20 protein-coding genes and 2 tRNA genes are annotated in these 18,922 nt (G+C 66.7%); 14 read left to right on the top strand and 8 right to left on the bottom strand.

From position 1 onward, the window contains the following. Positions 1 to 236 precede the first annotated feature (236 nt). The 7 genes from yegS (at position 237) to PEM_RS16700 (ending at position 6,915) form a co-directional block, all read left to right on the top strand. Positions 237 to 1,172 carry a lipid kinase YegS gene (gene yegS, locus PEM_RS16730; RefSeq protein WP_111129234.1) on the top strand — a complete coding sequence of 312 codons (936 nt, stop codon included), beginning with the start codon at positions 237 to 239 and terminating at the stop codon, positions 1,170 to 1,172. A 200-nt stretch (positions 1,173 to 1,372) separates the two neighbouring features. Continuing rightward, positions 1,373 to 2,848 (top strand): anthranilate synthase component I, encoded by a 1,476-nt coding sequence (gene trpE, locus PEM_RS16725; RefSeq protein WP_065178876.1) that lies wholly within the window; start codon positions 1,373 to 1,375, stop codon positions 2,846 to 2,848. 67 nt (positions 2,849 to 2,915) lie between these two features. Continuing rightward, entirely contained in the window at positions 2,916 to 3,695 is a 780-nt protein-coding gene (locus PEM_RS16720) for an SIMPL domain-containing protein (protein WP_111129238.1), read from the top strand. A 2-nt stretch (positions 3,696 to 3,697) separates the two neighbouring features. Further along, the gene (locus PEM_RS16715) at positions 3,698 to 4,285 is read left to right on the top strand and encodes an aminodeoxychorismate/anthranilate synthase component II (RefSeq protein ID WP_005419831.1); all 588 of its coding nucleotides are present in this window, start codon (positions 3,698 to 3,700) and stop codon (positions 4,283 to 4,285) included. Between the two features lie 16 nt (positions 4,286 to 4,301). Then, positions 4,302 to 5,333, top strand: coding sequence for an anthranilate phosphoribosyltransferase (gene trpD, locus PEM_RS16710; protein WP_111129240.1), 1,032 nt, complete (start codon positions 4,302 to 4,304; stop codon positions 5,331 to 5,333). 74 nt (positions 5,334 to 5,407) lie between these two features. Continuing rightward, positions 5,408 to 6,202, top strand: coding sequence for an indole-3-glycerol phosphate synthase TrpC (trpC, locus tag PEM_RS16705; RefSeq protein WP_111129242.1), 795 nt, complete (start codon positions 5,408 to 5,410; stop codon positions 6,200 to 6,202). Next, complete coding sequence (locus PEM_RS16700) at positions 6,199 to 6,915, top strand: haloacid dehalogenase-like hydrolase (RefSeq protein ID WP_005419826.1); 717 nt, start codon at positions 6,199 to 6,201, stop codon at positions 6,913 to 6,915. Before trpC ends, PEM_RS16700 begins: the two co-directional genes overlap by 4 nt. A 141-nt stretch (positions 6,916 to 7,056) precedes the next feature. On the opposite strand, the gene PEM_RS16695 is transcribed toward PEM_RS16700, so the two are convergent. Together PEM_RS16695 and crp are read right to left on the bottom strand one after the other, a co-directional pair. Continuing rightward, on the bottom strand, positions 7,057 to 7,818 hold the full coding sequence (locus tag PEM_RS16695) for a sulfite exporter TauE/SafE family protein (RefSeq protein ID WP_065178879.1): 762 nt from the start codon (positions 7,816 to 7,818) through the stop codon (positions 7,057 to 7,059). Positions 7,819 to 7,952: 134 nt separating this feature from the next. Then, complete coding sequence (gene crp / locus PEM_RS16690; RefSeq protein WP_010482649.1) at positions 7,953 to 8,642, bottom strand: cAMP-activated global transcriptional regulator CRP; 690 nt, start codon at positions 8,640 to 8,642, stop codon at positions 7,953 to 7,955. A 149-nt stretch (positions 8,643 to 8,791) separates the two neighbouring features. Here crp and speD point away from each other — a divergent pair, with 149 nt between their 5' ends. Continuing rightward, positions 8,792 to 9,586 carry an adenosylmethionine decarboxylase gene (speD, locus tag PEM_RS16685; RefSeq protein ID WP_005411315.1) on the top strand — a complete coding sequence of 265 codons (795 nt, stop codon included), beginning with the start codon at positions 8,792 to 8,794 and terminating at the stop codon, positions 9,584 to 9,586. A gap of 169 nt (positions 9,587 to 9,755) precedes the next feature. Beyond that, positions 9,756 to 10,076 (top strand): quaternary ammonium compound efflux SMR transporter SugE, encoded by a 321-nt coding sequence (sugE, locus tag PEM_RS16680; protein WP_005419816.1) that lies wholly within the window; start codon positions 9,756 to 9,758, stop codon positions 10,074 to 10,076. A gap of 83 nt (positions 10,077 to 10,159) precedes the next feature. Here sugE and coq7 read toward each other — a convergent pair whose 3' ends face one another. Continuing rightward, positions 10,160 to 10,804, bottom strand: a complete 645-nt coding sequence (gene coq7, locus PEM_RS16675) for a 2-polyprenyl-3-methyl-6-methoxy-1,4-benzoquinone monooxygenase (protein ID WP_005419813.1) — start codon at positions 10,802 to 10,804, stop codon at positions 10,160 to 10,162. 196 nt (positions 10,805 to 11,000) lie between these two features. On the opposite strand from coq7, the gene rplM reads away from it, so the two are divergent. Beyond that, a complete protein-coding gene (gene rplM, locus PEM_RS16670) occupies positions 11,001 to 11,429 on the top strand; it encodes a 50S ribosomal protein L13 (protein WP_005414692.1) in 429 nt (142 codons plus the stop codon). 2 nt (positions 11,430 to 11,431) lie between these two features. Continuing rightward, the gene (rpsI, locus tag PEM_RS16665; RefSeq protein ID WP_005411311.1) at positions 11,432 to 11,824 is read left to right on the top strand and encodes a 30S ribosomal protein S9; all 393 of its coding nucleotides are present in this window, start codon (positions 11,432 to 11,434) and stop codon (positions 11,822 to 11,824) included. 304 nt (positions 11,825 to 12,128) lie between these two features. Here rpsI and PEM_RS16660 read toward each other — a convergent pair. Both PEM_RS16660 and PEM_RS16655 read right to left on the bottom strand, forming a co-directional pair. Then, positions 12,129 to 12,203: transfer RNA gene (locus PEM_RS16660), tRNA-Gln, on the bottom strand. A 55-nt stretch (positions 12,204 to 12,258) separates the two neighbouring features. Beyond that, positions 12,259 to 12,335: transfer RNA gene (locus tag PEM_RS16655), tRNA-Met, on the bottom strand. 121 nt (positions 12,336 to 12,456) lie between these two features. On the opposite strand from PEM_RS16655, the gene PEM_RS16650 reads away from it, so the two are divergent. The 3 genes from PEM_RS16650 (at position 12,457) to bfr (ending at position 14,106) form a co-directional block, all read left to right on the top strand. After that, positions 12,457 to 13,080: an RNA pyrophosphohydrolase gene (locus tag PEM_RS16650; protein WP_005419809.1), complete on the top strand. Its 624-nt coding sequence runs from the start codon at positions 12,457 to 12,459 to the stop codon at positions 13,078 to 13,080. 203 nt (positions 13,081 to 13,283) lie between these two features. Further along, a complete protein-coding gene (locus tag PEM_RS16645) occupies positions 13,284 to 13,493 on the top strand; it encodes a bacterioferritin-associated ferredoxin (protein ID WP_065178881.1) in 210 nt (69 codons plus the stop codon). A 142-nt stretch (positions 13,494 to 13,635) separates the two neighbouring features. Beyond that, the gene (gene bfr / locus PEM_RS16640) at positions 13,636 to 14,106 is read left to right on the top strand and encodes a bacterioferritin (RefSeq protein ID WP_005419804.1); all 471 of its coding nucleotides are present in this window, start codon (positions 13,636 to 13,638) and stop codon (positions 14,104 to 14,106) included. A 1-nt stretch (position 14,107) separates the two neighbouring features. Here the strand turns inward: bfr and PEM_RS16635 are convergent, their stop codons facing one another. The 3 genes from PEM_RS16635 to PEM_RS16625 are packed head-to-tail and all read right to left on the bottom strand — an operon-like array spanning position 14,108 to position 18,895. Next, a complete protein-coding gene (locus PEM_RS16635; RefSeq protein ID WP_111129506.1) occupies positions 14,108 to 16,342 on the bottom strand; it encodes an ATP-binding protein in 2,235 nt (744 codons plus the stop codon). Between the two features lies 1 nt (position 16,343). Further along, a complete protein-coding gene (locus tag PEM_RS16630; protein ID WP_032954585.1) occupies positions 16,344 to 18,233 on the bottom strand; it encodes an EAL domain-containing protein in 1,890 nt (629 codons plus the stop codon). Positions 18,234 to 18,277: 44 nt separating this feature from the next. After that, positions 18,278 to 18,895, bottom strand: a complete 618-nt coding sequence (locus PEM_RS16625) for a DUF4126 domain-containing protein (protein ID WP_053497674.1) — start codon at positions 18,893 to 18,895, stop codon at positions 18,278 to 18,280. Positions 18,896 to 18,922: the final 27 nt, after the last annotated feature.

Genomic DNA, 18,922 nt, shown 5'->3' with positions numbered 1-18,922 from the left:
GAACCGCAACCCGGTGGGTGCGAACCTTGGTTCGCTCCCTGGGTACCCACTCCCAAAAAAAAGCCACGCCAATCACTGGCGTGGCCTCGCTGCATGCGTGGGAGGCTGATCCTGCCTCCATCCGTCGTCCCTGCTATGGACTTCCATTCTCCAGCAGCTGAATGACACCTGCGTGACATTCACTGCGGGCAAACAGTGCATTGCTAGCCTGTGCCGCCCTGACCTGGAAGTACCGCATGACCACCCCGCGCTGGCGCCTGATCCTCAACGGCAAATCGGCTGGCAACGATGAACTGCGCGACGCCGTGGGCCATTGGCGCGGGCAGGGCGTGCAGCTGGAGGTGCGGGTGACCTGGGAAGACGGTGACGCCGAACGCTACGTTGCCGAGGCCATCAATCATGGTGTGGACGTGATCGTGGCGGCCGGTGGCGATGGCACGCTCAGCGCGGTGGCCGAGACGCTGGCCCATCGTGAGGAACCGGCGGAAGCGCTGCCTTCGCTGGCGTTGATTCCGATGGGGACCGCCAACGACTTCGCCACGTCGGCAGGCATTCCCACTGAGCCCGGCGATGCCCTCGCGCTGATCGGCCAGGTGCCGGCACGGTCCATCGACCTGTTGCGCGTGGATGCCGATGGCACGCCCTGGTGGTGCGCCAACCTCGCCAGCGGTGGCTTCGGTACGCAGGTGACGGTGGAGACCGATGCCGGATTGAAGAAGATGCTCGGTGGGCTGGCCTACGTGATCACCGGCATCGCCAAGCTGGGTCGCATCGAGCCGATCGCCGCGCGGCTGTCCGGCCCGGATTTCGCGTGGGAAGGTGACTTCATCGCGCTCGGCATCGGCAATGGCCGGCAGGCCGGCGGTGGCCAGCAGCTGTGCCCGCAGGCACTGATCGATGATGGACTGCTGGATGTGACCGTGCTTCCGGAACTGGAAGGGGAGGTCGCCGCCACCCTCGGCCAGATGCTGAAGTCCGGTACCCAGGCCGCACTGGAACAGCTGGCCACACGGGCGCGGCTGTCGTGGCTGCAGATCGATGCGCCCAAGGCGCTGACCCTGAATCTGGACGGCGAACCGGTGCAGGCTCGCCGGTTCCGCGTCGAGTGCGTGCCGGGCAGAGTGCGGATGCATCTGCCGACCGGATGCCCGTTGCTGGAGGGGCAGGGGTAGAGTCATCAGTCCCCTTGGCCACTGCGGGCGTCCGGTGGTTCAGTTTCCCAGGGTTCCCCTGCCGCGCAAGCTGCGATACAGTCGAGGGGTGTCCAGCCTGACGACCCCGCATACTCTTTCTTCCGCACGCCGTTGGTGGCGATGGTGGCCCGTTGCCGTCGTCCGCCCCCATAACGCTGTGTCCCGGAAGGAAAGTCGTCTTGAACTCGCACGCTCAGTTTCAGCAGCAGGCCGCTGAAGGCCACACCCACATTCCCGTCGTCCGCGAAGTGCTGTCCGACCTGGACACGCCGCTTTCGGTCTATCTGAAGCTCGCCGACGGCCCCAATACCTACCTGTTTGAATCCGTCGAAGGCGGCGAGCGCTTTGGTCGTTACTCGATCATCGGCCTGCCGGCGCGCCGCGTGTATGCCTTCCACGGCCATACGCTGACCGTGCGCGAAGACGGCCAGGTGGTGGACACCCGCGAGGTAGCCGATCCCTTCGCCGAAGTCGAGGCGCTGCGCAGCGCCCACTCGGTGCCCAAGCTGGAAGGCCTGCCGGGCTTCACCGGCGGCCTGGTCGGCTGGTTCGGCTTCGAATGCATCGGCTACATCGAGCCGCGCCTGGCCCCGCCGGCTGGCCGTGATGAGCTGGGCACGCCGGACATCCTGCTGCTGGACTCCAACGAGCTGGCGGTATTCGACAATCTCAAGGGCCGGCTGTACCTGATCGTGCACGCCGACCCGCGTGTCGACGGTGCCTTCGAGCAGGCGCAGGCGCGCCTGGATGCCCTGACTGCGAAGCTGCGTGCGCCGGGTGCCGGCTATCCGGCGCCGCTCAACAGCGACGTGCTGGACGAATCGGATTTCGTCTCCGGCTTCACCCGCGAAGGCTTCGTCGATGCGGTCCAGCGCAGCAAGGAATACATCCGCGCCGGTGACATCTTCCAGGTGGTGCTCAGCCAGCGCCTGAGCGTGCCGTTCAAGGCGCGCCCGGTGGATGTGTACCGCGCGCTGCGCGCGTTGAATCCCTCGCCGTACATGTATTTCCTCGATGTCGGCGACCTGCAGGTGGTTGGTTCCTCGCCGGAAATCCTGGTGCGTCTGCAGGATGGCGAAGTGACCGTGCGCCCGATCGCCGGCACCCGCCCGCGTGGCGCCACGCCCGAGCTGGACCTGGCACTGGAAGCCGAGCTGCTGGCCGATCCGAAGGAACGTGCCGAGCACCTGATGCTGATCGACCTCGGCCGCAACGATGCCGGGCGCGTCTCCAGGGCCGGTACCGTGGAAGTGGGCGAGCAGTTCGTGATCGAACGCTACAGCCATGTCATGCACATCGTCAGCGAAGTGACCGGCCAACTGCAGCCGGGCCTGAGCTATGCCGACGTGCTGCGCGCCACCTTCCCGGCCGGCACGGTCAGCGGCGCGCCAAAGATCCGCGCGCTGGAAGTGATCCGCGAACTGGAACCGATCAAGCGCAACGTCTACGCCGGCAGCATCGGCTACATCGGCTGGCACGGCGATGCCGATACCGCGATCGCGATCCGCACTGCGGTCATCAAGGATGGCCGCCTGTACGTGCAGGCCGGCGCCGGCATCGTCTACGACTCGGACCCGGACAAGGAATGGGACGAGACGATGAACAAGGGCCGTGCGCTGTTCCGCGCCGTCGCCCAGGCCGCCAAGGGCCTGTGACGCTCCCCGTGCCGTGGCCTGCGCCGCGGCATCTTCCGCTGTTCCCATTCAAGACAAGGAGTACCGCATGAAGCTGCTGAGCGCATTGCTGTGGTCGTCGCTGCTGGCCACGATGGCCCCGTCTGCCTGGGCGCAGGCCAACACGATCCCCTCGCAGCCGCACCTGCTGGTGAAGGGGCAGGGCACCCGCACAGTGATGCCCGACCGCTTCGGCCTGCAGTTGAACATCGAAGAGACCGACATGGATGCCGACGCCGCGCGGCGCCGCGTGCAGGGCAACGTGGCCCGCGTGCTGGCGCTGTTCAAGCAGCACAAGGCGGTGGAGGGCAGCGTGCGTGCGGACAACCTGCGGATCGGCCCGGCGACGCGCTATGAGCAGAACCGGCAGGTCTTCATCGGTACCCGCGTGTCGCGCCAGCTGCGCGCCAGCTTCGCCAGCGTGAAGGCGATGCAGGACGTGCTGGGTGCGTTGAAGGCCAACGAGAACGTGCAGGTCAGCAGCATGGCGCCGACCTACTCGGACGAAGCGGCGTTGCGGCGCGAACTCAAGGGCGAGGCCGCAGCCCAGACCCGCCAGTCCGCGCAGGGCCTGGCCAAGGCCTACGGCACCCGGCTGCGCGGCCTGTACAGCATCTCCGACGTAGCGCCGAACTTTGCTTATGGCATCCAGGCCGGCAGTTGGCCGAGCAGTGGGGATCTGGTGACGCCGCCTTCGCCGCCCGCGCCCGAGGCACCGATGAACAGCATCGAGACCACGGGCTCCCGCCTGCCCGAGTCGGTCGAAGCCGGCCCCATCACCTACACCGAAAACGTGTACGCCATTTTCCTGATAAGCGACGGAACCTGACCATGTTGTGGATGATCGACAACTACGACAGCTTCACCTACAACCTCGTGCAGTACCTGCAGACGCTGGGCGCCGAGGTGAAGGTGGTGCGCAACGATGCGATGAGCGTGGACGAGATCGCCGCGCAGAAGCCCGAGCGCATCGTCATTTCGCCCGGCCCGTGCACCCCCAACGAAGCGGGCGTGTCGCTGGAGCTGATCCAGCGGCTGGGCCCGACCACGCCGATCCTCGGCGTGTGCCTGGGCCACCAGGGCATCGGCCAGGTCTACGGCGGCACCGTGATCCGCGCCGGCAACATCATGCATGGCAAGACCTCGCCGATCCGCCATGAAGGCAAGGGCGTGTTCGCCGGCCTGCCGGACCGCTACCAGGCCACCCGCTACCACTCGCTGGTGGTGGACAAGAACAGTCTGCCGGACTGCCTGGAAGTGACCGCCTGGACCGAGAACGAGGACGGCTCGATCGAAGAGATCATGGGCCTGCGCCACCGCCAGTTCCCGGTGGAAGGCGTGCAGTTCCACCCCGAATCCATCCTCACCGAACACGGCCACGCCCTGCTGCGCAATTTCCTGCAGCGCCCGGCGGCCTGATCCAAGGAGCATTCCCATGAGCTTCTCCCCCCAGGAAGCCCTGCAACGCACCATCGAGCACCGCGAGATCTTCTTCGACGAGATGGTCGACCTGATGCGGCAGATCATGCGCGGCGACGTGTCGCCGATGATGACCGCCGCCATCCTCACCGGCCTGCGGGTGAAGAAGGAAACCATCGACGAGATCGCCGCCGCCGCCACGGTCATGCGCGAATTCGCGCTGGCGGTGCCGGTGGCCGACAGCACCCACCTGGTCGACATCGTCGGCACCGGTGGCGATGGCTCGCACACCTTCAACATCTCCACCTGCGCGATGTTCGTGGCGGCTGCGGCCGGTGCGCGCGTGGCCAAGCACGGCAACCGCAGCGTGTCGTCCAAGTCCGGCAGCGCCGATGCGGTGGAAGCACTGGGCGCGGCCATCGAGCTGCAGCCAGCGCAGGTGGCCGCTGCCATCGAGCAGACCGGTATCGGCTTCATGTTCGCGCCGATCCATCATCCGTCGATGAAGGTCGTCGCGCCGGTCCGTCGCGAGATGGGCGTGCGCACCATCTTCAACATCCTTGGTCCGCTGACCAACCCCGCCAGCGCGCCGTCGGTGCTGATGGGCGTGTTCCATCCTGATCTGGTGGGTATCCAGGCGCGCGTGCTGCGCGAGCTGGGCACCGAGCGCGCCATGGTGGTCTGGGGCCGCGACAACATGGATGAGATCTCGCTCGGCGCCGGCACCCTGGTGGGCGAGTTGCGCGACGGCAAGGTGCGCGAGTACGAGATCCACCCGGAGGACTTCGGCATCGCCATGTCGGCCAGCCGCAACCTGCGCGTGGACAGCCCGGAGCAGTCCATCCAGATGCTGCGCGCGGTGCTGGACAACGAGCCCGGCCCGGCGCTGGACATCGTCGCGCTCAATGCCGGCGCCGCGCTGTACGTGGCCGGCGTGGCCAGCGACATCAGTGATGGCCTGGCCCGTGCCCGTGCCGCCATCGCCAATGGCAGCGCCCGCCAGCGCCTGCAGCAGTATGTGGAGACCACCCGCGCGCTGGTTGCCTGAGCGCGCGGTTCAGCCTGACCCCGTCGATGGCCGATAATGGCCGTCCTCAGCGCCCCCGCACCGAATCGAAGACGATGAGCGACATCCTGCAGACGATCCTGGCCCGCAAGGCCGAAGAAGTGGCCCAGCGCCGCGCCCAGCGCCCGCTCGAGGAGCTGCAGGCCGCCGTGGCCAGCGCCCCGCCGGTACGTGGCTTCGTGCGCGCGTTGCAGGCGGCCGTGACCAACGGCGACCCGGCGGTGATTGCCGAGGTGAAGAAGGCCAGCCCGTCCAAGGGCGTCATCCGCCCCGACTTCCGACCGGCCGACATCGCGGTCAGCTACGAGTTCGGTGGTGCCAGCTGCCTTTCGGTGCTGACCGACGTGGACTTCTTCCAGGGCGCCGATACCTACCTGCAGCAGGCCCGTGAAGCCTGCACGCTGCCGGTGCTGCGCAAGGACTTCGTGATCGACGCCTACCAGGTGTACGAGGCACGCGTGCTGGGCGCCGACTGCATCCTGCTGATCGTCGCCGCGCTGGACGACACCCAGCTGGCCACGCTGTCGGAACTGGCGCTGTCGCTGGGCATGGACGTGCTGGTGGAAGTGCACGACATCGACGAACTGGAGCGCGCACTGCAGGTGCCGGCGCCGATGATCGGCATCAACAACCGCAACCTGCGCACCTTCGAGGTGTCGCTGCAGACCACGCTGGATATGCAGCAGGCCGTGCCGCGTGACCGCCTGCTGGTCACCGAAAGCGGCATCCTCGGCCCGCAGGACGTGGCGCTGATGCGCGACGCCGGCATCCATGCCTTCCTGGTCGGCGAGGCCTTCATGCGCGTGGAAGAGCCGGGCGAGGGCCTGCGTCAGCTATTCTTCGCAACATGACAACGCACTATCCGACGCCGCGCGAGGATGCGCCGCTGGTGGTCTTCGACTTCGACCACACCCTCTACGACGGCGATTCGGGTACCCACCTGTTCGCCTCGCTGATCAAGCGCAACCCGCTGCGCATGCTGGCGGCGCTGCTGGTCACGCCGATCGCCGGGCCGATGGTGGCGATGCTGCCGACCCGTCGCGCGGGCATCTCGGTCTATGTGTGGATCGGCAGCTTCGGCCTGCACCGTGCGCGCGATTTCAACAAGGTGATCGACGCCTACGTGCTGCGCAACCAGGCGCAGATGCGCGCCAAGCTGCTGCCGCAGGCGCTGGAAGTGTTCGCCGCGCACCGCGCCAAAGGCGATCGCGTGGTGGTTGCCACCGGCGCGCCGCCGGAGCTGGCCCGCGCGATCCTGGCCTTCGTGGCCCATCAGGATGTGCCGGTGATCGGCACCGAGGTCGGCCCGCGGCTGGGCGGCGTCGGTCCCACCCGTCACTGCCACAACGAAGAGAAGATGCGCATGTTGCGCGAGCGCGGCTATGGCGACATCGATATCGCCTATTCCGACAGCACCGCCGACCTGCCGCTGCTGCTGGCGGCCAAGGCGCCGGTGGTGGTGAACCCGAAGCCGGGGCGGGTGGCGTTCTTCCGCCGCGTGCTGCCGGCCGGCACCCGCATCCTCAACTGGGGATGCGTGGATCGCGGCGGCGACAAGGCGTAGCCCGGGGCCAGATCCCATGGGGGTTCTGACCCCATCGCACGATGACGGATCTGCCGGCCAGCGGCCGGCGCTACCCTTCTCCGTCGCGGTTGTGCCGACCCTTCTCCGTTCCGGTAGTGCCGGCCGCTGGCCGGCAAGCGCTCAGCGCCCCAGGTACCCGTGCACCGCATGCCCGATCTGGAACAGGCTGATGCCCAGTACCAGCACGCCCACGGCCACCAGCACCCAGCGCTCCTTCACCCGCTTGACCAGGATTGCTGCCACCGGAGCGGCCATCATGCCGCCGATCAGCAGGCCGGCAACGATCTGCAGGTGCTGCACGCCCATCGACAACAGGAAGGTCGCTGACACCGTCAACGTGACCACGAACTCGGCTGCGTTGACTGTTCCGATGGTGGTGCGCGCCTGGCCGCCGCGGGCGAGCAGGGTGGACGTCGCGATCGGCCCCCAGCCACCGCCGCCGCTGGCGTCGAGCAGGCCGGCGAAGAAGCCCAGCACCGGTACCCGGCGGATCTCGCCCTGGGGCATCCAGCGCCCAGCGGCGCGGGCCAGGATGATGATCGCCAGCACCAGCAGGTACAGGTAGATCAGTGGCCGGATGATCTCGCCCGGGACCTGCGTGAGCACGTACGCGCCCAGTGCACCGCCCACTGCGCCGGGCAGGGCCAGGCGCAGGAACAGGCGTTTATCGACATTTCCGGCTGCGAGGTGCGACACCCCCGAGGCGCCCGTGGTGAACACTTCAGCGGTGTGGATGCTGGCGCTGACCTGCGCCGGGGGCAGGCCCATGCTCAGCAGCACCGACGAGGACACCAGGCCGAACGCCATGCCCAATGCACCGTCCACCAGCTGTGCGCCGAGGCCGATGAGGATGAACCACCAGAATTCGCTGCTCAGCTCCATGCACCGAGCCTAGCCCAGCGGGCCGCGCAGGGGCCGTGTAGAGCTGAACCCATGCGTGGCTGCCTTCGACGGACAGCAGCCGAGCGTCGGCTCGGCTCTACAGGATGGCTCGGCAGCCTTGGGTTGCCTTGCAATCAACGGGTGCCGTACAGCACCACGGTCTTGCCGCGGGCATGCAGCAGGCCGTCGGTCTGCAGTTTCTTCAGCACGCGGCCGGCCATTTCGCGCGAGCAGCCGACCAGTCGCGCCAGTTCCTGTCGCGATACGCGCAGCTGGCTGCCCTGCGGGTGGCTCATCGCCTCCGGTTCCTGCGCCAGGTCGTGCAGGGTGCGCACGATCCGGTCGGTCACGTCCAGGAATGCCAGGCGGCTGGCCTTGCGGCTGGTGTCGAGCAGGCGCTTGGAAATCTGCTGGCCCAGCGCGTACAGCAGGCGCGGGGCATCGGCCGACAGCGGGCCGAGGAACAGCTGATGCAGGCGCTCGTAGCTGATTTCAGCCAGCTCGCAGGCGGTACGGGTCCGCAGGATCACCTCCCGGCGGTCCGATTCGACGAACAGGCCCATCTCGCCGACGAACTCGCCGGCACCGAAGTAGCCCAGCACAAGCTCGCGATCGTCATCTTCCTCGGCCATGATCGAAACCGAGCCGCTGATGACGTAATACAGGGTTCCCGCCGGGTCTCCGGGCCGGAAGACGTCGGTACGGGTGGGATATCGCCGCCTGTGGCTGTGCGCCAGGAAACGATCGATTGTGGCGATATCCAGGGCCAGTGGACTGCTAGCTAGGCGCACGGTTGACACGATAGGAGCGCTCCCTCTGCGCATGAACGGATTCACGGGGTCGATAGCGGAGCTTAACCAGCGCAATTGTTAAGGGCAAACAGTGTGCCAGAACTCTTGCGTCTTCACGTTCCCCCCGGGGGCAGTTTGCCCCATAATTCCCCCTTTCCCTTCTTACACAGGAATCGACCGCCGTGGTCAAGCCGTTGCCTCGCCTGAGGCTGCAGGGTTTCAACAACCTCACCAAGGCGCTGAGCTTCAACATCTATGACGTGTGTTACGCGCGCACCGAAGAGGAGCGTCAGCGTTACATTGAATACATCGATGAAGAGTACAACGCCGACAGGCTGACTCAGATCTTGACCGATGTCGCCGAGATCATCGGCGCCAACATCCTGAACGTGGCCCGCCAGGACTACGATCCGCAGGGTGCCTCGGTGACCATCCTGATCTCCGAAGAACCGGTGATCGACAAGAAGCTGGCCGGCAAGGAGCTGATCTCCGACGCCGTGGTCGCGCACATGGACAAGAGCCACATCACGGTCCATACCTACCCGGAAACCCATCCGCAGGAAGGTATCGCCACGTTCCGCGCGGACATCGACGTGGCCACCTGTGGCGTCATTTCCCCGCTGAAGGCCCTGAACTACCTGATCGAGAGCCTCGAGTCGGACATCGTGATCATGGACTACCGCGTCCGTGGCTTCACCCGCGATGTGAAGGGCAAGAAGCACTTCATCGACCACAAGATCAACTCGATCCAGAACTTCCTGGCCAAGAACATCAAGTCGCGTTACGAGATGTTCGACGTCAACGTCTACCAGGAGAACATCTTCCACACGAAGATGCACCTGAAGGACTTCGACCTGGACCAGTACCTGTTCGAGGAAAAGGCCAAGAACCTGTCGTTCAAGGAACGCATGAAGATCGAAGCGCTGCTCAAGCGCGAGATCGAAGAGCTGTTCCACGGCCGGAACCTGTCCGAGTAAGCCCCATGTGCGATGCCCGCAGGCATCGCCACCCAGGCGGGACGACCCGCCCCGTGGAACCAGTGCCCCGCACGCGTTACAGTTCCACGGTGATGTACCGACCCACGGCCCGGTGTGAAAACACCGGGCCGTTTCGTTTTTCTCAAAAAAAGGTAAGGAGCCCCCACCCATGCCCTGGATCTACCTGCTGCTGGCCGGCCTGTTCGAGATCGGTTTCGCCCTCGGAATGAAGTACTCCGAAGGCTTCAGCAAACCCCTGCCCACCGTTGCCACGGTGGTATCGGCCCTGATCAGCCTGTACCTGATGAGCCAGGCGATGAAGAGCATCCCGGTCGGTACGGCCTACGCGATCTGGACCGGCATCGGTGCCATGGGCGTGGCTGTGCTCGGCATCTACCTGTTCAATGACAGTGCGTCGCCGGCCCGCCTGGCCTGCGTGGGCCTGATCGTGGCCGGCGTGATCGGCTTGAAGCTGGTCTCGCCCAACTGATTGATGGCCCGACCAACGGTCGGGCCCCCACCGTCGCCCCCCGCACCTCCTGGTAGGCCCGCACCGTTGGTGCGGGCGACCCTTCAGATGCGGTAGGCGATGGTCTTCATCACCCTGGAGGCCAGCGCCATCACGCCCGGGATCGGGAACGGCAGGCGGCGTGCGCCGGCCTGCTCGGCGTGCTCCGCATGGCGGGCTTCGTCTTCCTTCATCACCTCGATGACCGCACGGCTGCGCAGGTCGCCGGCCGGCAGATCGACCAGGTGTTCGTCCAGATGGGCTTCCACCTGGCGCTCGGTTTCGACCACGAAGCCGAGGTTCCAGCCGTCGCCGCGCAGCCCGGCCAGGGTGCCGATGGTGTAGCTGCCGGCGTACCACAGCGGGTTGAACAGGCTCGGGCGGCTGTCCAGCTCGCCCAGCCGGGTGGCACACCACGCCAGGTGGTCGGTCTCCTCCTGGGCCGCTTCCAGCAGGTGTTCACGCGTGGCAGGGTCGCGGGCCACGGCGGCCTGCCCGAAATACAGGCCCTGTGCGCAGACTTCGCCGACGTGGTTGATCCGCATCAGCCCGGCCGCGTGGCGGCGTTCAGCGTTGTCCATGCCCGGCTCGCTGGTGTCCGCGGCCGGGTAGGGGCGGGCTGCCGGCGGGTTGCCGAACACCGTGTCCAAGGCGCGCTGCGCTTCGGTCAGCAGATGGTCCAGCGGTGTGGTCTGGCGGAGCACGGTCATGGCGGTACGCGGTGGGACGGAAGACCCCTCGATTCTCCCCCGGCTCCGGCCCCCTGCCAACCCGGGACATGGCCGGCTTGCACCGGGGGCTTGACCTGCGTACAATCCCGCCTCTTACGCTTCACCTTTCACAACGCGTGGCAGAGTTCCGGCGAGCCGTTCGCCGCAATGAGCCCGACCTAACATAGAGTTCTTCATGAGCACTTTCACTGCCAAGAACGAGACCGTCCAGCGCGACTGGTACCTCGTCGACGCCGAGGGCAAGACCCTGGGCCGTCTCGCCACCGAGCTGGCCCGCCGTCTGCGTGGCAAGCACAAGCCGGTCTACACCCCGCACGTTGATACCGGCGACTACCTGGTCGTCATCAATGCAGAAAAGATTGCCGTCACCGGCAAGAAGCTGCAGGACAAGATGTATCACCGTTTCACCGGTTACATCGGCAACCTGAAGACCGAGTCCCTGGCCCAGGCGCTGGAGCGCCACCCGGAGCGCGTGATCGAGATCGCCGTCAAGGGCATGCTGCCGAAGGGCCCGCTGGGTCGCCAGATGTACCGCAAGCTCAAGGTCTACGCCGGCACTGAGCATCCGCACGCCGCACAGCAGCCGCAGGTTCTGGATATCTAATCATGGCTATCACTCAAAACTACGGCACTGGCCGCCGCAAGTCCTCCACCGCTCGCGTGTTCCTGCGCAAGGGTTCGGGCAACATCACCGTCAACGGTCGTCCGCTGGACGAGTTCTTTGGTCGTGAGACCGCGCGCATGATCGTGCGCCAGCCGCTCGAGCTGACCAAGAACACCGAAAGCTTTGACATCCTGGTCACCGCCGCTGGCGGCGGCACCACCGGCCAGGCCGGTGCGATCCGTCTGGGCATCGCCCGTGCTCTGGTCGAGTACGACGAAACCCTGAAGTCCGAGCTGCGCAAGGCTGGCTTCATGACCCGTGACGCCCGTGAAGTCGAGCGTAAGAAGGTTGGTCTGCACAAGGCCCGCCGCGCCACCCAGTTCTCCAAGCGCTGATCTACCGCGCCTGGTTGGGCTCCTTCGGGAGCCCGCTGGATGGGAAAGCAAAAGCCCGGCTTCGGCCGGGCTTTTGTCGTTCTGGGGCTGTGCATTTCGAGGTTGCCGGCCAGTGGCCGGCGATGGGGTGGGGTCAGAGCCTTTTCCTTTGGAAAAGGATCCGACCCCGGATCCCTCTCTGGAGGAGAGCCCCCTTGATGTTCAAGGGGGCGCGCCGACAGGCGCGGGGATAAGGTGGGGATGCGCGACCAAAACAAAAAAGAAAAAAGCCTGATCTTTCGATCAGGCTTTTTTCTTTTTTGTTTGGCTGCCCCGGATGGATTCGAACCACCGAATGCCTGAGTCAGAGTCAGGTGCCTTACCGCTTGGCGACGGGGCAAAACGTGCAACTATTTTCTCACTTTTCACACTGAAAAACAACTTGATTTTCAATGTGGTGGCTATGGGTGGACTCGAACCACCGACCCCAGCATTATGAGTGCTGTGCTCTAACCGGCTGAGCTACATAGCCTTGGTGAGCCCGCTATTCTGCGGATGTGTATCGGCCCTGTCAACACTTTTGTGCCGTGCTTGTGGGCCGACAGAGGGCATGGGATAGTCCCGACCAGTAGATTTTCTTAGGAGTCCGCATCGTGATCGATCCGGACGGCTATCGACCGAACGTCGGCATCGTGCTGATGCGGCAGGACGGCCAGGTGTTCTGGGCACGACGCGTGCGCCGGGACGGCTGGCAGTTCCCGCAGGGCGGCATGAACACCGACGAGACGCCTGTCGAGGCCATGTATCGTGAACTGCAGGAAGAGACCGGCCTGCTGCCTGAGCACGTGGAAGTGCTCGGGGCGACGCCCGGCTGGCTGCGCTACAAGCTGCCGGCGCGGGCCATCCGCCGCAATGAACGGCAGGTCTGCATCGGGCAGAAGCAGGTCTGGTTCCTGCTGCGCCTGACCGGCGATGAATCGCATGTGCAGCTGGACCATACCGACTCGCCCGAGTTCGACCACTGGCGGTGGGTGGACTTCTGGTACCCGGTGGAGCACGTAGTGATGTTCAAGCGTGGCGTCTATGCGCGCGCGCTGCGACACCTGGCGCCGTTGGCGCGTGGGGTGGCCGGGCAGGGCGTCAGCGCCATGCCCAAGAGTGCCGCCGAGGCCTGGATGCCGGGCCACGCGGCCGGCCACGACAGGCCCCGGAAGCGCACGCCCAAGCGCGGCGGCTACTGGCCGCGCAAGGCCAAGGGGGAGTCCGGGGCGGTTTGAATGGGAGCCCACGCAGGCTGCGGGCCGATCCGTCACAACGCGTCCCCGCCGGCTGTTTCCAGCAGGACCGGGCTGTCCGGCGGGCCGGTCAATCCGACTGTGAACGGTATCGAGAATGGTTCAGGTCTCTGATTGACAACCATTCTCGTTTCCATTGGAATAGGCAACAGGCCGCTTCTGGCCTGCCAGCCCGGTTCCCGCCTGTGTACGTCTGCATCTGCAACGGAGTCACCGACCACCAGATCCGCGAAGCCGCCCACCATGGTGTCAGCACGGTGGCCGAACTGACCATGCGGACCGGTTGCGGTGCCACCTGCGGTTCCTGCCTGGACATGGCCGGCGACCTGCTGGCCAAGGCACGCGCGACGCACGATCTGCCGCTGCCGGTATTGGGCCTGGCCCAGGTTGCCTGATCGTTTCCTCGCGGCGTGTTGACGCCGCGCTTTCGCGTCCTTCACCTGCAGTCGCGCAGGCCAATGCGCACGATTCGCGTTCCTTCACCACCGCACGCAAGGCGGTACAGTGCCTGCGTTTTCAGCGTGCAGGAGCATCCCCATGAAGGGCGACACCAAGGTCATCGAATTCCTCAACAAGGTCCTCTACAACGAGCTGACCGCGATCAACCAGTACTTCCTGCACGCCAAGATGCTGAAGAACTGGGGCATCAAGGAACTGGCCGAACACGAGTACAAGGAATCGATCGACGAGATGAAGCATGCCGACATGCTCGCCGACCGCATCCTGTTCCTCGAAGGCCTGCCGAACTTCCAGGCGCTGGGCAAGCTGCGCATCGGCGAGAACCCGACTGAAATCCTGCAGTGCGACCTGTCGCTGGAACGCGATGGCGTGGTCACCCTGCGCGAGGCGGTGGCCTATTCCGATTCGGTTGGCGACTATGTCAGCCGCCAGCTGTTCGTGAAGATCCTCGACTCGGAGGAAGAACACATCGACTGGCTGGAAACCCAGCTCGACCTGATCGAGCGTATCGGCGAGCCGAAGTACCTGCTGAGCAAGCTGGAAGAGTGAATCAGCGGTCCTGGCCGGCGCGATGCTGTGCCAGGTAGCCCGTCAGTGCAACGCGCGCCCGGGCGAATTCCGCAACCAGCAGCGCCACCGCGACTGCGGGGCGCTGCAGGCTGCCACTACGGGCCTCGTGCTCGATCCGCTGCGCGATCGCCGACAGCGACAATGCCCCCACGTTCGCGCTTGATGATTTCAGGCTGTGCGCGACGGCCTGCATGCGCGGTTCATCGCTGTTCCGCGCGGCCAGCTGCAACTGCTGCACCATCGCCGGCGCATCTTCAAGAAATACCGTGACGATCTGGGTGGCAGCATCGCCGATCACCGCGTGCAGTTCATCCAGCACATCGCGGTCGAGCACCGGTTGTGGTGCTGGCGCGACCTGCTTTTCCGGATTCGGTAGAGCCGAGCCATGCTCGGCTGATGGCGTGCGACTGCAATTGGCCGTCAGCCGGGCATGGCCCGGCTCTACAGAAGGCCGTGCAGGTGCTGCAGCTTTACCGCCACCCCAGCGCTGCAGCAGCGCATGCAGCGTGGCGCGCGCGATCGGCTTGGACAGGTAATCGTCCATGCCGGCCTGCAGGCAGCGCTCGCGGTCGCCGGCCATCGCATTGGCGGTCATCGCGATGATCGGCAATCGCGCATGCCCGGTTTCCGCTTCTTCGGCGCGCCAGCGGCGCGTGGCGGCGTAGCCGTCCAGCACTGGCATCTGGCAATCCATCAGCACGATGTCCAGCCCGCCTTCGCGGAGGGCGGCCAGGGCCTGTTCGCCATCGGCGGCGTTGCGCACCTCGCACTGGAACACCCGCAGCAGCTGCTCGGCCACCATCCTGTTCACCGTATTGTCCTCCACCACCAGCACGCGCAGATGCAGCGGCGGCAGCGTGGCAGCCGGTTGCTCGTGTTCCGCGCTGGCCAGCAGCGCAGCGGGGCGGGCAGAGGCGACCGGTGCCGCCAGCAGTGCATGCAGGGCGGCGTCGTCGAAGTGGGAGGGCAGCTGGCGCTGGCGGGGGCGTTGCGCAATCGCATCCTCCTGCAGCCACAGTACCTGCAGTGCATCGTCGTCGCCGCGTTCCCCCAGTGCGAGCTGCAGCGTGGCCTCGCCGTTGCGGCGTGCGCGCGCATCGACCAGCAGCCAGGCGGGTGCCGGTTTTCCGGGCCGCGCGGGAGCGCGCAGGCGCTCGACCACGCTGTCCAGTTGCGCCAGCACCTGCACCTGCAGTCCATGGTGGGCAGCGATGCGCTCGATGCGTGCCTGCAGCGATGCATCGGCACTGAACAGCAGCAGCGGTGCCGGCGCGCGCGTCATCGCCGGCAGGTCGCCAGGAACCTTCAGCAGCGGGATCTCGAACCAGAACGTAGCACCCTGGCCGGGCGTGGACTGCACACCAATACGCCCATGCATCAGGTCGATGATGCGCTTGCAGATGGCCAGGCCCAGGCCGGTGCCGCCGTAGATGCGCGTGGTGGATGCGTCGGCCTGGCTGAAAGACTGGAACAGGCGTGCCTGCAGCGCGTCGTCGATGCCGATGCCGGTATCGATGATCTCGAAGCGCAGCTGGTGCTGCGCGGCACCTTCGCCCAGGCGCAGCACGCGCAGCTGCACCTGGCCGCGGGCGGTGAACTTGATCGCATTGGCCAGCAGGTTGCTCAGCACCTGGCGCAGGCGCACCGGGTCGCCGCGCACCGGCAGGCGCACCGATGGATCCAGCTGCAGGCCCAGTGCCAGGCCCTTGGCGTCGGCGGCGCGCTGCATCAGCTGCACCACGCCATCGAGCAGATCGCGCAGGTTGAAGCTGGTGATTTCCAGCTCCAGCGCCTGTGCTTCCAGCCGGGAGTAGTCGAGGATGTCGTCGACGATGCGCAGCAGCTGCTGCGAGCTGGCCGAGGCGGTGGCCAGCATCTGCCGCTGGTCCTCGCTCAGTGGCCCGCGTGCGATCAGCTCCAGCATCGGCAGGATGCCATTGAGCGGGGTGCGGATCTCATGGCTCATCGTGGCCAGGAACTCGCCCTTGGCCAGCACGGCCGCCTCGGCGGCCTGCTTGGCCTGCAGCAGCTGTTGTTCCAGCTGGCCCTGGCGTTCAGTGGTATGGCGTAGCTGGTCCCGTTCAGCGGCCAGCGCTCCGTGCGTGCGCTGCAGCTGCGCCAGCGCACGGTCGCGCGCGCGAAGCCGCAGGCCCAGCACCATCAGCGCGATGGTGGCCGCGGCGAGGGCAACCAGCAGCACGCCCCACAGCGGCACGTCAGAGCACCGCGTTGTGGAAGTCGAAGTTCAGGTCGCTGCCGGCCGACTGCACCATGTTGCCCTGGATGTAGTCGACGCCGCCGACCCACATCGCCGCCGCAGCCTGCGGATCCTCGATCTGCTGGCCGATGATCTGCAGCCCGGCGGCATGGGCCTGATCGATCGCCTTGCGCAGCTCCTCGCGCGTGGCCGGATTGGCGTGGCTGCTGGAAAAGCGCGCAGCCATGCGCACGAACGACAGCGGCAGCTGGTTCAGCAGGGCATCGGCCTCGCCGCTGGGTTCGAACTGGCTCAGGCAGAAGCGCACCCCGGCACTGGCCATGCGCTGGCAGAACTGCTGCAGCGGCACGGTGTGGATCAGTGCGTCCGGCAGGCGCACGTCGATCACCAGTGCACTGCCCGGCAGGTCGCGCTGCTGCAGTGATTCCAGCAGCCAGTCGGCGAAGGCGTCGCGCTGCAGGGTGCGCAGCGACTGCGAGACGAACAGGTTCAGTGGCTGCGTCGCGTGGCGGTACAGGTCCAGCAGCCCCAGCGCGTGGTCCATCACCTGCTGGTCGAGATCGGCGATGCGGCCCGCGGCTTCCGCGGCCGGGATCACCTGCCCGGCCGCCAGCACGGTGCCGTCGGCCTGGCGAAGGCGCAACAGCAACTGGTACTGCGCGGTGTTGCCGCCGGCAACAGCGACGATCGGCTGATAGGCCAGTTCCAGCTGTCCTTCCAGCAGCGCCAGGTGTTCCTGTTCGGTGACTGCCTGGCGGTGCACATGGCCGGCCACCCCGGCGCTGAGCAGGCGCGCCTGCAGGGTGGTGCGCTCGACGGCTTCCAACGCACTGTTGGCATCCTCGAAGCCCGGTGACAGCGGTGCATAGCCAACTACGCCGCGCAGGTGCACGGATTCGTCGTCGCGGATCACGAAGGCACGTGCCGACAGCTGCTCGCGCAGGCTGGCAGCGATGCTTTCAAGGGCGTCCTCGTCGGCGCTGCGGGCCAGCAGCAGGAAGCTGTTGTCGTTCAGGCGTGCCAGCAGGTGCGGATGGCCGGCTTCGGCCAGGCGCTGCCCGGCCTGCACCATCAGCCGTTCAAACGCGGCATAGCCATAGCGTTCGCGCAGGCCCAGCGCGCTGGCCACTTCGATGAAGAACACGCCGCCCTGATCGCGGTGGGCGAGTGCGGTGTTGAGCTGCTGCAGCACGTGGTGGCGCGTCGGCAGGCCGGTTTCCGGATTGCTGGTGGCCGGTGCGCCGGTGGCGCCGGGCAGGGTCGCGGCCTGGGCTCGTGCGCGGCGGATGCGGTTGGCCACCGCTGCGATCAGGTGGCGGGGCCGGATCGGTTTGCTCAGGTAGTCGTCCGCGCCGCTGTCGAGGACTTCGAACTGGCGCTCCGGATCCGGATCACCGCTGAGGAACACGATCGGAAGCAGCTGCAGGCCGGGCTGCTGGCGGATCAGCGCGGTCAGGCGCATGCCGTCCAGGCCGGGAAGGTGAAGATCCATCAGGATCAGGTCGGGGCGATGCTCCTTGATGGCCTGCAGCGCGGCATCGGCATCGTTGTGGACGATCGCCTGCATGCCGGCGCCGTGCAGCACGCTCTGCGCGAACAGGGCCTGCGCCCGATCGTCTTCAACGATCAGCACGCGGTAGGGCGAGTCCGATGGCGACGGGGCCAGATCGTTGTTGCCGGCGTCGGCCAGTGCGATCGGGCCGGGCAGCGGCGGCGGCGCGCTGTTGGCCGGCGTGGACGCATCGGCCGCGACAGGGGATGGGGTCGCCGCCATCGGTGGGTCCACGGCCGGAGGTGCCGTCTCGGGGGCCCAGCGTTGCCAATGGTCGGCCGGAGGGGTTTCAGCGCGTCCCGGGCGGGCGCCCGCGGGGGATTCGTTTGCGGCCATCGGTGCTCCTGGTGTTCGCGTCCATTATGCGACAAGCCCGGTGCTCAGCCGGTACCGCTGTGCCCTGGCGGTGCTGCCGATGCACCGCGCGCCAGCCAGCGCACGCCCTTCCACAGGGCGCGCCAGACCAGCCACACCAGCAGCGCACCGGCCAGGCTGCAGGCCAGTACCACGATCAGCGCGATCCACGGGTGTGCCAGGGCGAGGGCCAGGCCACCGATCACGACGGTGTCTTCGGCCGCAGAGGCGACCCAGTTGCTGGCCGGTTCCGGCGAGGTGTTGAGCAGGGCGCGGGTACCGGCCTTCAGGCCATGGCTGGCCAGGGCGACGCCGGCGCCGGCGGCGAGCGCACCGGTGCCCAGCTGGCCATCCGGCGACAGCGTGGCCGCCGCAAGGAATGCGCCGGCCGGTACGCGCGCGAGCGTCTGCACCAGGTCCCACACCGAATCCACGCCAGGGATCTTGTCGGCGAAGAATTCGGCCACCGCCAGCGCCGCCGAGGTGCCCAGCACCCACCAGGATTCGGTGGCCTGCAGGGCGGGGGGGAGGTCGACCCAGCCAAGCAGCCCGGCCAGGCCGACACCGAACACGGTGAGGTAGACGCGGATACCGGCCAGCCAGGCCAGCAGGATGCCGATCACGAACAGGTGGGCTTCGGTCATGGCGGTGCTCCGGCGACGGAACTGTGC

The sequence above is a fragment of the Stenotrophomonas sp. Pemsol genome (assembly GCF_003586545.1).
In the GTDB taxonomy this organism is placed as follows: domain Bacteria; phylum Pseudomonadota; class Gammaproteobacteria; order Xanthomonadales; family Xanthomonadaceae; genus Stenotrophomonas; species Stenotrophomonas sepilia.
Note: the sequence above shows the minus strand (reverse complement) of the source record. Positions and strands in the feature narration are given on the sequence as shown.

Excerpts from the sequence above, each read along its gene's own strand:
- yegS (WP_111129234.1), top strand. The coding sequence starts at position 237 with ATGACCACCCCGCGCTGGCGCCTGATCCTCAACGGCAAATCGGCTGGC.
- PEM_RS16720 (WP_111129238.1), top strand. The coding sequence starts at position 2,916 with ATGAAGCTGCTGAGCGCATTGCTGTGGTCGTCGCTGCTGGCCACGATG.
- PEM_RS16715 (WP_005419831.1), top strand. The coding sequence starts at position 3,698 with ATGTTGTGGATGATCGACAACTACGACAGCTTCACCTACAACCTCGTG.
- trpD (WP_111129240.1), top strand. The coding sequence starts at position 4,302 with ATGAGCTTCTCCCCCCAGGAAGCCCTGCAACGCACCATCGAGCACCGC.
- trpC (WP_111129242.1), top strand. The coding sequence starts at position 5,408 with ATGAGCGACATCCTGCAGACGATCCTGGCCCGCAAGGCCGAAGAAGTG.
- PEM_RS16700 (WP_005419826.1), top strand. The coding sequence starts at position 6,199 with ATGACAACGCACTATCCGACGCCGCGCGAGGATGCGCCGCTGGTGGTC.
- PEM_RS16695 (WP_065178879.1), bottom strand. The coding sequence starts at position 7,818 with ATGGAGCTGAGCAGCGAATTCTGGTGGTTCATCCTCATCGGCCTCGGC.
- crp (WP_010482649.1), bottom strand. The coding sequence starts at position 8,642 with ATGCGCAGAGGGAGCGCTCCTATCGTGTCAACCGTGCGCCTAGCTAGC.
- sugE (WP_005419816.1), top strand. The coding sequence starts at position 9,756 with ATGCCCTGGATCTACCTGCTGCTGGCCGGCCTGTTCGAGATCGGTTTC.
- coq7 (WP_005419813.1), bottom strand. The coding sequence starts at position 10,804 with ATGACCGTGCTCCGCCAGACCACACCGCTGGACCATCTGCTGACCGAA.
- rplM (WP_005414692.1), top strand. The coding sequence starts at position 11,001 with ATGAGCACTTTCACTGCCAAGAACGAGACCGTCCAGCGCGACTGGTAC.
- rpsI (WP_005411311.1), top strand. The coding sequence starts at position 11,432 with ATGGCTATCACTCAAAACTACGGCACTGGCCGCCGCAAGTCCTCCACC.
- bfr (WP_005419804.1), top strand. The coding sequence starts at position 13,636 with ATGAAGGGCGACACCAAGGTCATCGAATTCCTCAACAAGGTCCTCTAC.
- PEM_RS16630 (WP_032954585.1), bottom strand. The coding sequence starts at position 18,233 with ATGGCCGCAAACGAATCCCCCGCGGGCGCCCGCCCGGGACGCGCTGAA.
- PEM_RS16625 (WP_053497674.1), bottom strand. The coding sequence starts at position 18,895 with ATGACCGAAGCCCACCTGTTCGTGATCGGCATCCTGCTGGCCTGGCTG.